The sequence below is a fragment of the Pseudomonas sp. WJP1 genome, assembly GCF_028471945.1.
In the GTDB taxonomy this organism is placed as follows: domain Bacteria; phylum Pseudomonadota; class Gammaproteobacteria; order Pseudomonadales; family Pseudomonadaceae; genus Aquipseudomonas.
Genome location: NZ_CP110128.1, coordinates 6,115,681 through 6,127,821 on the forward strand (window position 1 = coordinate 6,115,681; position 12,141 = coordinate 6,127,821).

Consider the following 12,141-nt stretch of genomic DNA (forward strand, 5'->3'; position numbering starts at 1 on the left):
AGCGGCCGTCATAGGGACGCAAGCCGCCATGCAAGTGAAACACCTGCTGCTGATCGCCATCCTCGCATTGACCGCTGCTTGCTCATCGAAGGAAGTCGTAGACGAAAACCTGAGCGAAGTCGAGTTGTACCAACAGGCTCAAGCCGATCTGGACAATAATAGCTACACCAGCGCCACTGCCAAGCTGAAGGCTCTGGAATCGCGCTATCCGTTCGGCCGTTATGCCGATCAGGCTCAGTTGGAGCTGATCTACGCCAACTACAAGAACGCCGAACCGGAAGCTGCCAAGGCGGCTGCCGAGCGCTTCATTCGCTTGCACCCACAGCACCCGAACGTCGATTACGCCTACTACCTCAAGGGCCTGACTTCTTTCGACCAGGACGTTGGCCTGCTCTCGCGTTTCCTGCCGCTGGACATGACCAAGCGTGACCCGGGCGCCGCGCGCGACTCCTACAACGAGTTCGCCCAGCTGACCAGCCGCTTCCCCAACAGCCGGTACTCGCCGGATGCCAAGCAGCGCATGATCTACCTGCGCAACCTGCTCGCAGCCTACGAAATCCACGTGGCCGACTACTACCTGACCCGCCAGGCCTACGTGGCCGCCGCGAACCGTGGTCGTTACGTGGTGGAAAACTTCCAGGAAACCCCTGCGGTCGGCGACGGCCTGGCAGTGATGACCGAGGCCTACCAGCGCCTGCACCTGGACGACCTGGCAGCCACCAGCCTCGAAACCCTGAAGCTCAACTACCCGAACCACCCAAGCCTGGTGGACGGTCAGTTCGTGCCATCGGTTGCCGAAGCCGACAACCGTTCGTGGCTGAGCAAGGCCACCCTGGGCCTGATCGAATCCCGTCCGCCGCTGCCACCGGGAGAAACCCGCGCCAACCAGGACGTGCAGAAGCAATTCCAGGACGCCAAGGACGCGATTCCCAACGAGCTCAAGCCTAAAGACAGCAACGGCGATGTGATCGAGGAAGAGGAACACGAAGCGGAAGGCAACAATGAAGACCGTTCGTGGTTCAGCTACATGACCTTCGGCGTATTCGACTGATACGACCGGCGGCATAGAAAGGGAGACTCTCGAGTCTCCCTTTTTTATTGCGCCATTTTTATGCGGCGCGAATACGCTGTGCGGCCGTCATGTCCTTGGCTAAACTGGCGATTCATCCGCCATAAAGCAGCTCATCATGCTTCGTTTATTATTCTGGATCGCAGTGATTGCCGCCGCTGTGTGGTTCTGGCGCAAGTTCAAGGGCCAGGCTTCGGCACCCAAGTCTTCCCCCGAACTGGAAGCGGCGCCCATGGTGCGCTGCGCCCATTGCGGCGTGCACCTGCCCCGCGACCGCGCCCTGAGACTTCAACAACAGTGGTATTGCAGCCAGGCTCACCTTGAGCAAGGCCCCGGCAAAAGTGATCGCTGAGACGTCCAGTCCCGGCGACAAACAGGCCCAGCGACTGCTGCGTCTCTATCACCTCTACCGCTTAAGCATCGGCCTCATTCTGGTGCTGCTGATTTCCAGCGACATGGACAACCGGTTGCTGTCGTCCGCCAACGCCGACCTGCTGCGCGGCGGCAGCTGGTTGTATCTGGTGCTGAACATCCTGCTGGTGGTCTTCTTCGGGAACACCCGCCGCCCCGCGCTGCTGTTCAGCCTGGCACTGGTCGACGTCCTGCTGCTTTGCGGGTTGTTCTACGCCGGCGGCGGTGTGGCCAGCGCCATTGGCAACTTGCTGATCGTCTCGGTGGCCATCAGCAATACCTTGTTGCGAAAAAGCATCGGCCTGCTGATTGCCGCCATCAGCGCCCTTGGCATCCTGGGTTCGAGCTTCCTGCTGAATGTCAGCCATCAGGCCAGTCCCAACGATTATTTGCAGGTCGGTACCCTTGGCGTCCTGTATTTTGCCGCCGCGCTGCTGGTGCAAGGCCTGACCCGACGACTGGAAGTCAGCGAAACCCTGGCCGAACAAAAGGCCAGCCAGGTCGTCGGCCTGGAAGCCCTCAATGCACTGATACTGCAACGCATGCGCACAGGCATCCTGGTGCTTGACGACCAATGGCGCGTGCAACTGGCCAATCACAGCGCCATGACCCTGCTGGGCTGCGAGCACCTCGAAGGCCGGCGGATCAACGAACAGGCCCCTTCCCTGGTCGAGCGCCTGCAACTGTGGATCAACAACCCGACGCTGCGCCCACAAAGCCTGAAGATCGCCCGCAGTGGCCTTGAACTACAGCCAAGCTTCATTGCTCTGTTTCCCGGCCCGCATCACCAGACCTTGGTCTTTCTCGAAGACCTCGCACAGATCACTCAACAGGCCCAGCAACTGAAGCTCGCCGCCTTGGGTCGCCTGACCGCCGGGATCGCCCATGAAATCCGCAATCCGCTGGGCGCCATCAGTCACGCCGCGCAGCTGTTGCGAGAATCGGAGGAACTGAATGCCGCGGATCGACGTCTGACGCAGATTATTCAAGACCACTCTCAGCGCATGAATCGGGTTATCGAAAACGTCCTGCAACTGTCCCGCCGCCAGCCAACCACGGCCCAACGACTCGATCTGAGGCCCTGGCTGGAACAGTTCGTGACGGCAACCCGCGAACAGGCGAACGAGCAGCAGAAGATCCACCTACGCGTTGCTCCCGGTGATTTCAGGACCTTGATGGACCCGAACCAGCTAGAGCAGATTCTCGACAATCTGATTCGCAATGCATGGCGCCATAGCGCCCTGAACCACGACCAGGCGCAGGTCTGGCTTGAGTTGTTCACCGATCCGGACAGCCAGCTGCCTGTCCTGGAAATCATCGACGACGGCCCTGGCGTGGCCCCGGAGCATCAAGCGCAATTGTTCGAGCCCTTCTTCACTACCAGCCACCAGGGCACTGGGCTGGGGCTTTACCTGTCCCGCGAGCTGTGCGAAAGCAACCAGGCCCGCCTGGACTTCAAGCCACGCCAAGGCGGCTGCTTTCGCATCACCTTTGCCCACGGACGCAAACAAGGTTGAACATGAGCCCACGGCAAAAAGTCCTGATCGTCGACGACGAACCGGACATCCGCGAACTCCTGGAAATCACCCTGGGTCGAATGAAACTCGACACCTACAGCGCCCGTAACGTTGGCGAGGCCCTGACCCTGCTCCAACGCGAGACGTTCGACCTGTGCCTGACCGACATGCGCTTGCCGGACGGCAGCGGCCTCGAGCTGGTGCAACACATCCAGCAACGCTACCCACAAGTCCCGGTGGCCATGATCACCGCCTATGGCAACCTCGACACGGCGATCCAAGCGCTGAAGGCCGGTGCGTTCGATTTCCTGACCAAACCGGTGGACCTTACCCGCCTGCGGGAACTGGTGACCAGTGCCTTGCTGCTGCCCGCCCCTGGCACCGCCATCGATCGCCGCTTGCTGGGCGACTCGCCGCCCATGCGCGATCTGCGCAAGCAGATCGACAAACTGGCCCGCAGCCAGGCACCGGTGTACATCAGTGGTGAGTCCGGCAGTGGCAAGGAACTGGTCGCCCGCCTGATTCATGAGCGAGGACCACGGGCCAACCAGCCCTTTGTGCCAGTCAATTGCGGCGCGATTCCGACGGAGCTGATGGAAAGCGAGTTTTTCGGCCATCGAAAAGGCAGCTTCAGCGGCGCCATCGAGGACAAACCCGGGTTGTTCCAGGCGGCCCACGGCGGCACCCTGTTTCTCGACGAAGTGGCAGACCTGCCCCTGCCCATGCAAGTCAAACTGCTGCGGGCGATTCAGGAGAAAGCTGTACGCAGCGTCGGTGGGCAACAGGAGAAGTTGGTCGATGTGCGCATACTGTGCGCCACCCACAAAGACCTTGGCGCTGAAGTCGCTGCCGAACGTTTTCGCCAGGATCTGTATTACCGCCTGAACGTGATCGAGCTACGGGTTCCACCTTTACGTGAACGCCGTGAAGACATCGAACCGCTGGCCAGCCACGTGCTCAAGCGCCTGGCTGCAGACACTGGACAGCCCGCGGCAAAGCTCCACCCCAATGCCCTCGACGCCCTGAAAAGCTACCGTTTCCCGGGCAATGTGCGGGAGCTGGAGAACATGCTCGAACGGGCGCACACCTTATGTGAAAACAAGCTGATCGAGGCCAGCGACCTGCGCCTGGCCGAGGGTAACTGTGCCGCCGAAGTGGGCGTGCCGGACCTCACGCAGATCGATAACCTGGAGGCGTACCTGGAAAACGTTGAACGCCAGCTGCTGCTCCAGGCGCTGGAGGAGACCCGCTGGAACCGCACGGCGGCGGCTCAGCGGTTGAATCTGTCGTTTAGGTCGATGCGCTACAGGCTGAAGAAACTCGGTCTGGATTGAGGGCCCCTTCGCGGGCAAGCCTCGCTCCTACAGAGTTTGCGTCGACTCAAATATGCGGAGCGACTAAATCCGCCCTGCCGGCGCATACGGTGCCGGATCAATGATCGGCACCCTGCCCAGCATCACATCGGCAAACAACTGACACGACGCCGGCGCCAGTACCAACCCGTTGCGGTAATGCCCGCAATTGAGCCATAGACCGTCAAACCCCGGCACCCGGCCAATGTAGGGAATGCCCTCCGGCGAGCCTGGCCGCAACCCGGCCCAATGCCCGACCACCTCGGCGTCGGCCAACGCCGGAATCAACTCCACGGCCGAAGCCTTGAGGCTTTCGAGGGCCGATTCGGTCGGCGTCTTGTCGTAGCCTTCATGCTCCAGGGTGCTGCCGATCAGGATGTGCCCATCGCGCCGCGGTATCGCATAACGCCCTTTGGCCAGCACCATGCTCGGCAGGAAATCCGCCGCGCACTTGTAGAGGATCATCTGCCCTTTCACCGGCTCTACCGGCAACTCAAGGCCCAGGGTCCTGAGTAAATCGCCGCTCCAGGCGCCAGCGGTCAGAACCACTTGATCGCCATGGATCGCGCCTGTGGAGGTCTGCACACCGACTACTTTTTCGTCTTGCCGAATAAACCCGCTGACTTCGCATTGCTCATGAATCGTCACGTTCCCCAGCGCCTGCAATGCCGCCTTGAGCGATTTCACCAGCCGCGGGTTACGCACGTTGGCTACGTCAGCCATGTAGATCGCTCGGGAAAAACCGCCACCGAGCACCGGCACCGCATCGTGGGCCGCGGAGATATCCACAGCCCGCAGCGGTCGGCCCTCGCGCGCGGCCCAGGCCAGCGCCTCGGCTTCATCGTCCAGGTCCAGCCAGTACAGGCCCGTGGTATGCACCTCGGGATCGATCCCGGTATCAGCGAACAAACGCTCGCCCAGCTGTGGATAAAAATCCTGGGACCAATGCGCCAGCGCGGTCACCGCTGGGCTATAGCGCCATGGATAGAGCGGGGAAACGATGCCGCCGCCCGCCCAAGACGACTCCTGGCCGACGTTCGATCGATCCAGCAGCACCACACTCTGCACCTGGGACGCGAGATTGAATGCCGTCAGCAGGCCGATTACCCCACCACCGACGATCACCACTTGCTGTTGCCTGGTCATGTTCAGATCCAACCGTTAAATAGACAGAGGCGCAAAGGACGCCCGAAAAGGAAACTCAGCGACCCCAGCAATCCTTGGTGGTCAGGCCGGCCGTAGCATTGACCATGCTTCTGACACCGGTGTTGGTAAGGGTGAAATCACCACACTTGTCAGTAGCCATGGCGGTACCGCTCTTGCGTGTTGCCGTCAGCAGGAACGTCTGGTCGGTCAGGGTCGGCGTGATGCTGTAGTAGTCGTTGCCGGCGCTCAGGCCAGTAGCGTTGGTGTAGACGCTGGACTTCGAATAGTGGCGCTCGAGGATCTGCGCCTGCTCGGAGAGCAGGCCCGCCACTTCGGTGCGGCGCCCCTTATTGAGATATTCGGTGAAGCTCGGCGCAGCGATGGTCATGACAATCCCGATGATCGCAATCACGATCATGATTTCGATCAGGGTAAAACCGCGGTTGGATCTGTGCATGCCTCAACTCTCGCTTACTGTATTTGTCGCCACATGATGCGGCGGCTCCCGCCGCCGCCGGATTTTTCCACCAGCGTGGAGATACCGCCACTGGTATCGTTCACGATTTTGCGCGTCGCGCCATTGACGATGGCGTTCAGGGTCGGAATCCCGCCGGTAAAGACCACGCCGCTGGACAGCGTGTCGGTGCTGTCGACCACTGCGTCGCCGTTGGTGTCGAGCACCGCGTAATTGAGCATCTTACCGCTGAACGCATCGAGTTCGACCAGTTTGCCAGTACCAAAGCTGGCGCAAGGCTCCGTGGTATCCACAGTGGCCGTGGTAAAGACGATCCGTCCGAGCACCAGGCTGGCCTGGTTGACCACCCGCTCACCGGTCAGCGCGCTGTTATACCGCAATGGCAAGTACCAGCCCTTTTGCGCCGGGTAGGTCACCTCGTTCTGGCTGGTGGTGATCACCTGCCCCGAACTTCCCGACGACACCCCGGTCACCGCCTGAGCCTGCAGACTGGAGGTGGTGATCTGCCCGGAGCCCCCGTTCGCGTCCCACACCGCGTAGAACGCCTGCAGGTCCTTGTTGGTCTTGTCCGCCGCCTCGTTGAGTTTCCCGGTGCCGAAAAACACCATCTTGCCACCTAGGGCATTGTCCGCCAGCAACGGCTGCGCGGTGATCGGCTGGGTAGCGCCACCGGCGGTGGTAAACAGCGGTTTGCCGGCAAAGGCCAGGCCCCAGGTGTCCGGGGTGGCGCCACTCAGGTCAAACTTCCAGAGCCGCCCCTTGAGGTCGCCGCCATAGGCCGCCTGCACCACATTCTGCGCGCTCACCTTGAGTTTCACCGAAGACAGGCCGTTAGTGGTTTCGCGGCTGTCGATCACGATTTTCCTGATCAGGCTGCCGTCACGAATGTCCACCACGTACAACGCCGCTACCCCTGAGTGACTGCCATAACCGTTGGCAATGAACGCCGCCCAGCGCCCATCCGCCAAGCGTGCCACCTCCGGTCGGGCGTAGGCATAACCCAGATCATTGAAAGCGTTCGCCTCACTGGCAGCGGCCGGAGCGCTGATCTCCCACAAGGCCTTGGTGACATTCCCCGCCGACGCGTCGAACAGCTGCAGCGCATAAAAGGCTTTCCCGCCCGCCCCCGTTCCGCCCAGTGCGAGGGTTTTCCAGGCACTGTTCAACTGAGCATCGAACACGCCCACCTGCCCATCCACCAGAAACTTGTGGCTGACGCCGTTGATGTAGGCGGTATCGGCGATGTAACGCAAAGACGGCAGTACGCTGGAGGGCATGTAGGCGTAGCGTCGGGCACCGTTGCCGGGGTTGATGACACTGACGAACCCATCGTTGGCGTTGACCACCAGACTGGCATTCATATTGGCCGCCTTGTTGGCCAGGTAAGTGCTGTAGCTGGTGTCCCCGGACCAGTCCGAGGCGGTTTTATCCGAAGGTGCCGCCAGGACCAGCGGTGAGTTGACGATATCGCCCAGCAACACGCTGCGCGCTTTCAGGCCATTTTTGTTGGTGCCCTTGCTCCACTCCACCAGATCGCTGCCCGTGAGACCACTGGGCAAGACCTGGTTGAGAGCGGCTTGCTGGGCTGCGGAAAAGTTGGCGAAGGCCAGTGTCACGGCGCTGTGGGTCTGGTTGTTCCAGGATTGATAGGTCGGTGCCGTAGCGCCCGGCACGATGGCGGTGTCGGTGGACCACAGCACCGATGCGGTATCGACCGCGCCACTGGCGTTGAAATCGAAGGCCTTGATCGTACCGCGCCAGTCCTTGGGGTCGTAACGGGTCTGGAAATAGTGGGTGCCGCTGGCGACACCACTGCCGCCGGAGCCGGCGGCGCACAACAAGGGCGAATCCGAAGGCGTGAAGGCAAAAGCGGGAGCTGCCAGGAACAAGGCGCAAAAGACCCCGCCCAACAATTTCCACAGCGGCGCGCACCTTTCAATACTTCGCATAAATGCTCTCCACCACACTGCGCGAACTGCCCGCAATGCCCACGGCGGTCACCCGGTACAACGTGGCCGACGTATTGCTCGGCACATTCACCGCCCCCGAGGTGGTGCCTATGTTCTGCACACCATAGAAGCCATTGCCGGACGCGAACCAGGTCACCCCCGAGGTGGAATTGAACTCGGCCACGCTGAGGGTCGCCGATTCGGCAGGCGGTGCGCACCGAGTCGTGCCGCTGCACACTGGCAACGAATAACTGTCGAGCTGCACCGCGCTTTCACCCACGCGCAACACCGCTTCGGCAGCCTGGAACGACTGGTTGCGCAAACTCAGGCTACCGGCCATCTTTTCCTGCAGCGTGGCGTTTTGCATCGATGAGACGCCGATCAGCGTCAGCAGCAACAGGAATACCAGGCTGACCAGCAGCGCCATGCCGCGCTGGGAACCAGGGGATACACTCATCGGCCCGCCCGTCATGGCAGCCGGTTGCGCAGGGCGGCAACCATGTTGAAGGTTTGGTCGCTCACCCGCTTGTTCGGGTCGGTGAGGGTCAGGCTCAGGCGAACGCTACGGATGCGTGCCGGGTCCGACGGGTTGCTGCTGTAACTGGAAGCCGCCGTATCGGATGCCGAACTGGCGAGACCGAAGCTCACGTTGAAGGCACTGACGTTATCCACCAACACTTGCTCGAGCGGCTTTCCCCTGCCGACACCCAGCATCAGCTGACCGTTCTTCAAGCTGTAGATCAAGCGCCGGATGGGGAATGCCTGTTGCCCCGTAGCAGGTGCGCGAAACTCGGTATAAGCCGTCGCGCTGCTTCGACAATCGGAAACCACCGTCCAGGCCGGCTTCCCGCCATTGCTGCCGACGTCCGCCGTCACCAGGGTCAACCTGAGGCCTGCGTTGTCCCAATTGATCGGCGTTATCTGGCTGGCAGCGAAGTCACTGTCTTTGCTGGCATCGGTGATCGCCCCCAGGCAGCCGAACATGCCGACCATGCGGATTTCCTGGATCATCTTGCTCAGCACGAAGCGCGCGTCCTCCTGCATGGCCGCAGCGGCATTCTGGCTGATGTAGGTGTTTTTCGCGGCGATGAACACCTGCACCACACCCAGCACCACGACCAGGCTCAACGCCAGGGCGATCAGCAACTCGATCAGGCCGAAGCCGCGATTGTAGCGGTTCATGGATTGGCCACCGGGTCGACAGTCGCGCGGCTGGCAAGGACGAAACTGCGCCGTGAGTCGGCGCTGTTGGCGGCCCGCGAGTCGTCCCAGGTGATGGTGATGGTGTAAACCCGCTGGCTCAGGGAGATGCTGCCGGTTGCCGTGGCGCCACCGAAATTGATGATGTTCTGGGTGAAATCGTAGAGGTCCTGATCCCGGGCGACCTTGAGGTTGCCCGAGGTCGGCGGTGTAACGGTGTAATCGGCGGCAGCATTGGCGCGAATGCGGTCCAGCATGTCGTAGGCGATAAAACTGGCCTGGCTGGTCATGCGCGCACTGTCGGTGTATTTCAAGGCATTCAATTGAACGGCGGCCGCGCCCAGCAGCGCCACGCCCAGAATCAGCAACGCCACCAGGACCTCGATCAGCGTCATGCCCTCCTGGGCAACCTTGCTCCATGACCTCATCCGCAACTTCCACCCAATAGAATTCGTCCGTTCAAACACACATTCAGCGTCCTGCTTTGCGTTCCGAGCACATAGCTGATCACCACTGCCGTGGAGGGTGACGACAGCCCGCCCAGATTGTTGAAATCGATGGCCGTCACTCCCGAGGTTAGCGTCAGAGTCGCACCACTGCTCATCGCTGGAACAACCCGCAATACATTGGCCCGAGTGCCAGTACCCTCATAGACCGACAACTCCCCCGTCCACACACTTCCATCTGCCGTGGGTCGTATCCGGATGGTCACGCCGCGATCGATGGCTTGCAGTCGGGCGTAGTTGAGGCCACGCCGCAGATCCCCCATCTCGGTGTCGGCCCTGGTGCCTTGTGTCGAACGGATAAAGGCCGGGACCGCCAAGGTGATCAGGACCAGGAAGACCGACAGCGCAAGCAACAACTCGATCAGCGTGAAACCTTTTGTACGATGATCCATCGTTGCCCTCTGCTGCCGTCGGCTATACCTGCTTGCACACGCCAGGACATTCCAGGGAGGAAAATCTCATGCGTGAGCAAGGTTTCAGTCTGATTGAATTGCTTATGGGACTCGCGATTGCCGGGATTGTTCTGCTGCTGGTCAGTCCGGCGTTCGCAACGCTTGCTGAATCGAACCATCGCGAGGAAGCGGCCAAGTCACTTGCCAGCGGCCTGCGCAGTGCAAGAAGCGAAGCGATATCACGCGGCCAGGCCGTCGTCGTTCACGGCATAAACGACGACTGGAGCCAGGGCTGGCGGATCATTCTGGATGTCAGCGGCAAGGGGCACGAGGACCCCGGCAATCCGCTGCTGGTCGAGCGCCGCAGCGGCATGGGCGTGGCGATTTTCGGCAATCAGTATCTCAGGACTGCCGTACGGTTCGGCCCACTAGGGGAGCCGGTGTCCGGAGGTTTTCAAGCAGGGACATTGCATGTGTGCGCGGCACGCGCGGCGCAGAGCCAACACCAGGTGGTGCTGGCCCGGACCGGTCGCGTCAGCCTGCGCAGCGAGAAGACCGCGCAGGCGTTATGCGCGACCTGAAGGTTCAGAGCAGCGAACGGACCCGCAGTTCTTTGGGCATGGAGAACGTGATGTTCTCTTCACGACCGGCCAACTCATCGGCACCGGTGGCGCCCCAGGCCTGCAATTGTTGAATCACGCCACGCACCAGGACTTCCGGAGCGGAAGCGCCAGCGGTGATGCCGATCCGCTCGACACCGTCGAACCAGCTCTTGTCCAGGTCCTCGGCACCATCGATCAGGTAGGCCGGGGTCGACATGCGCTCTGCGAGTTCGCGCAGGCGATTGGAGTTGGAGCTGTTCGGACTGCCAACCACCAGCACCACATCGCATTCTTCAGCCAGTTGCTTGACCGCGTCCTGGCGGTTTTGCGTGGCGTAGCAGATGTCGTCCTTGCGCGGGCCGCCGATGGCCGGGAAACGCGTACGCAATGCGTCAATGACACGACTGGTATCGTCCATGGACAAGGTCGTCTGGGTGACGAACGCCAGTTTCTCCGGATTCCGCACCTGCAGTTGGGCAACATCCTTTTCGTCTTCGACCAGATAGATCGCACCACCATTGCTGGCATCGTACTGGCCCATGGTGCCTTCGACTTCGGGGTGACCTGCGTGGCCGATGAGGATGCATTCACGACCATCGCGACTGTAACGGGCGACTTCGATGTGCACCTTGGTGACCAGTGGGCACGTGGCGTCGAACACTTTCAAGCCACGGCCGGCAGCTTCGGTCCGCACGGCCTGGGACACGCCGTGGGCACTGAAGATCACGATCACGTCGTCCGGCACCTGGTCCAGTTCCTCGACGAAGACTGCCCCGCGGTTACGCAGGTCTTCGACGACGAACTTGTTGTGGACCACTTCGTGGCGCACATAGATCGGCGGCCCGAAAACCTCCAGGGCGCGGTTGACGATTTCGATCGCCCGGTCCACACCGGCGCAGAAGCCACGGGGATTGGCGAGTTTGATTTGCATGCTGTGCCTCGTGTCTTGCGCGCGAAAACAATGAAAAACCAAACTGTGGGAGCGAGCCTGCTCGCGAAAGCGGTGTGTCAGTCGACATTTATGCTGAATGTGATGACGCTTTCGCGAGCAGGCTCGCTCCCACAGTGGACCTTATTCGGTCAGTTACAGCGCTTTGACGGAGATGATTTCCACGTCAAAGGTCAGCGTCTTGCCCGCCAGCGGATGGTTGAAGTCGATGGTCACTTGCGCGTCATCGAACTCCTTGACCACACCCGGCAATTCAGTATTGGCCGCATCGTTGAAGATCACCAGCAAACCTGGCGACAGCTCCATGTCCTGGAACTGCGAACGCGGGATGATCTGCACGTTTTGCGGGTTGGGCTGGCCGAACGCGTTTTCCGGCTCGATGCTCAGTGTACGCTTGTCGCCCGCCTTGAAACCGAACAACGCGGCTTCAAAACCTGGCAACAGGTTGCCGTCACCGACCTTGAAGGTCGCCGGGGCTTTATCGAAGGTGCTGTCCACCGTGTCGCCATTCTCCAGGCGCAATGCAAAATGCAAGGTGACTTCCGTGTTCTGGCCGATGCGTTGTTCAGCCAA

At 61.0% G+C, this 12,141-nt stretch carries 13 protein-coding genes and 1 pseudogene; 5 read left to right on the forward strand and 9 right to left on the reverse strand.

Annotation, left to right across the window (positions count from 1 at the left end):
- The first annotated feature begins 28 nt into the window (after nt 1-28).
- The 4 genes from OH720_RS27495 to OH720_RS27510 all read left to right on the forward strand — a co-directional run bounded on the left by OH720_RS27495 (nt 29) and on the right by OH720_RS27510 (nt 4,331).
- Nucleotides 29-1,051 carry an outer membrane protein assembly factor BamD gene (locus OH720_RS27495; RefSeq protein ID WP_272603595.1) on the forward strand — a complete coding sequence of 341 codons (1,023 nt, stop codon included), beginning with the start codon at nt 29-31 and terminating at the stop codon, nt 1,049-1,051.
- Between the two features lie 136 nt (nt 1,052-1,187).
- Nucleotides 1,188-1,421 (forward strand): PP0621 family protein, encoded by a 234-nt coding sequence (locus OH720_RS27500; protein ID WP_180204561.1) that lies wholly within the window; start codon nt 1,188-1,190, stop codon nt 1,419-1,421.
- Nucleotides 1,411-2,997 (forward strand): sensor histidine kinase, encoded by a 1,587-nt coding sequence (locus tag OH720_RS27505; RefSeq protein ID WP_272603596.1) that lies wholly within the window; start codon nt 1,411-1,413, stop codon nt 2,995-2,997. The genes OH720_RS27500 and OH720_RS27505 overlap by 11 nt, the downstream gene beginning before the upstream one ends.
- A gap of 2 nt (nt 2,998-2,999) precedes the next feature.
- Entirely contained in the window at nt 3,000-4,331 is a 1,332-nt protein-coding gene (locus OH720_RS27510; protein WP_272603597.1) for a sigma-54-dependent transcriptional regulator, read from the forward strand.
- 63 nt (nt 4,332-4,394) lie between these two features.
- On the opposite strand, the gene thiO is transcribed toward OH720_RS27510, so the two are convergent.
- The 7 genes and pseudogenes from thiO to OH720_RS27545 form a co-directional block, all read right to left on the reverse strand.
- On the reverse strand, nt 4,395-5,495 hold the full coding sequence (gene thiO / locus OH720_RS27515) for a glycine oxidase ThiO (protein ID WP_272603598.1): 1,101 nt from the start codon (nt 5,493-5,495) through the stop codon (nt 4,395-4,397).
- A gap of 55 nt (nt 5,496-5,550) precedes the next feature.
- Nucleotides 5,551-5,952, reverse strand: a complete 402-nt coding sequence (locus OH720_RS27520; RefSeq protein WP_272603599.1) for a type IV pilin protein — start codon at nt 5,950-5,952, stop codon at nt 5,551-5,553.
- A gap of 14 nt (nt 5,953-5,966) precedes the next feature.
- Nucleotides 5,967-7,802, reverse strand: a pseudogene (locus OH720_RS27525) (pilus assembly protein); the annotation flags it as partial.
- Between the two features lie 103 nt (nt 7,803-7,905).
- A complete protein-coding gene (locus tag OH720_RS27530) occupies nt 7,906-8,376 on the reverse strand; it encodes a pilus assembly PilX family protein (RefSeq protein ID WP_442967234.1) in 471 nt (156 codons plus the stop codon).
- A gap of 11 nt (nt 8,377-8,387) precedes the next feature.
- Nucleotides 8,388-9,101 carry a prepilin-type N-terminal cleavage/methylation domain-containing protein gene (locus OH720_RS27535; RefSeq protein WP_272603601.1) on the reverse strand — a complete coding sequence of 238 codons (714 nt, stop codon included), beginning with the start codon at nt 9,099-9,101 and terminating at the stop codon, nt 8,388-8,390.
- Nucleotides 9,098-9,547 (reverse strand): type IV pilus modification protein PilV, encoded by a 450-nt coding sequence (gene pilV / locus OH720_RS27540; RefSeq protein WP_272603602.1) that lies wholly within the window; start codon nt 9,545-9,547, stop codon nt 9,098-9,100. The genes OH720_RS27535 and pilV overlap by 4 nt, the downstream gene beginning before the upstream one ends.
- The gene (locus OH720_RS27545; protein WP_272603603.1) at nt 9,544-10,017 is read right to left on the reverse strand and encodes a GspH/FimT family pseudopilin; all 474 of its coding nucleotides are present in this window, start codon (nt 10,015-10,017) and stop codon (nt 9,544-9,546) included. The genes pilV and OH720_RS27545 overlap by 4 nt, the downstream gene beginning before the upstream one ends.
- A gap of 68 nt (nt 10,018-10,085) precedes the next feature.
- On the opposite strand from OH720_RS27545, the gene OH720_RS27550 reads away from it, so the two are divergent.
- Nucleotides 10,086-10,598, forward strand: coding sequence for a GspH/FimT family pseudopilin (locus OH720_RS27550; RefSeq protein WP_272603604.1), 513 nt, complete (start codon nt 10,086-10,088; stop codon nt 10,596-10,598).
- 4 nt (nt 10,599-10,602) lie between these two features.
- Here OH720_RS27550 and ispH read toward each other — a convergent pair whose 3' ends face one another.
- Nucleotides 10,603-11,550 carry a 4-hydroxy-3-methylbut-2-enyl diphosphate reductase gene (gene ispH, locus OH720_RS27555; RefSeq protein ID WP_272603605.1) on the reverse strand — a complete coding sequence of 316 codons (948 nt, stop codon included), beginning with the start codon at nt 11,548-11,550 and terminating at the stop codon, nt 10,603-10,605.
- A 153-nt stretch (nt 11,551-11,703) separates the two neighbouring features.
- Nucleotides 11,704-12,141, reverse strand: a complete 438-nt coding sequence (fkpB, locus tag OH720_RS27560) for an FKBP-type peptidyl-prolyl cis-trans isomerase (RefSeq protein ID WP_172435403.1) — start codon at nt 12,139-12,141, stop codon at nt 11,704-11,706.

Bases quoted from the DNA above. Each gene is read 5' to 3' on its own strand.
- pilV (WP_272603602.1), bottom strand. From the start codon at position 9,547: ATGAGGTCATGGAGCAAGGTTGCCCAGGAGGGCATGACGCTGATCGAG.
- OH720_RS27545 (WP_272603603.1), bottom strand. From the start codon at position 10,017: ATGGATCATCGTACAAAAGGTTTCACGCTGATCGAGTTGTTGCTTGCG.
- thiO (WP_272603598.1), bottom strand. From the start codon at position 5,495: ATGACCAGGCAACAGCAAGTGGTGATCGTCGGTGGTGGGGTAATCGGC.
- ispH (WP_272603605.1), bottom strand. From the start codon at position 11,550: ATGCAAATCAAACTCGCCAATCCCCGTGGCTTCTGCGCCGGTGTGGAC.
- OH720_RS27530 (WP_442967234.1), bottom strand. From the start codon at position 8,376: ATGAGTGTATCCCCTGGTTCCCAGCGCGGCATGGCGCTGCTGGTCAGC.
- OH720_RS27500 (WP_180204561.1), top strand. From the start codon at position 1,188: ATGCTTCGTTTATTATTCTGGATCGCAGTGATTGCCGCCGCTGTGTGG.
- OH720_RS27550 (WP_272603604.1), top strand. From the start codon at position 10,086: ATGCGTGAGCAAGGTTTCAGTCTGATTGAATTGCTTATGGGACTCGCG.
- OH720_RS27520 (WP_272603599.1), bottom strand. From the start codon at position 5,952: ATGCACAGATCCAACCGCGGTTTTACCCTGATCGAAATCATGATCGTG.
- OH720_RS27510 (WP_272603597.1), top strand. From the start codon at position 3,000: ATGAGCCCACGGCAAAAAGTCCTGATCGTCGACGACGAACCGGACATC.
- OH720_RS27495 (WP_272603595.1), top strand. From the start codon at position 29: ATGCAAGTGAAACACCTGCTGCTGATCGCCATCCTCGCATTGACCGCT.
- OH720_RS27535 (WP_272603601.1), bottom strand. From the start codon at position 9,101: ATGAACCGCTACAATCGCGGCTTCGGCCTGATCGAGTTGCTGATCGCC.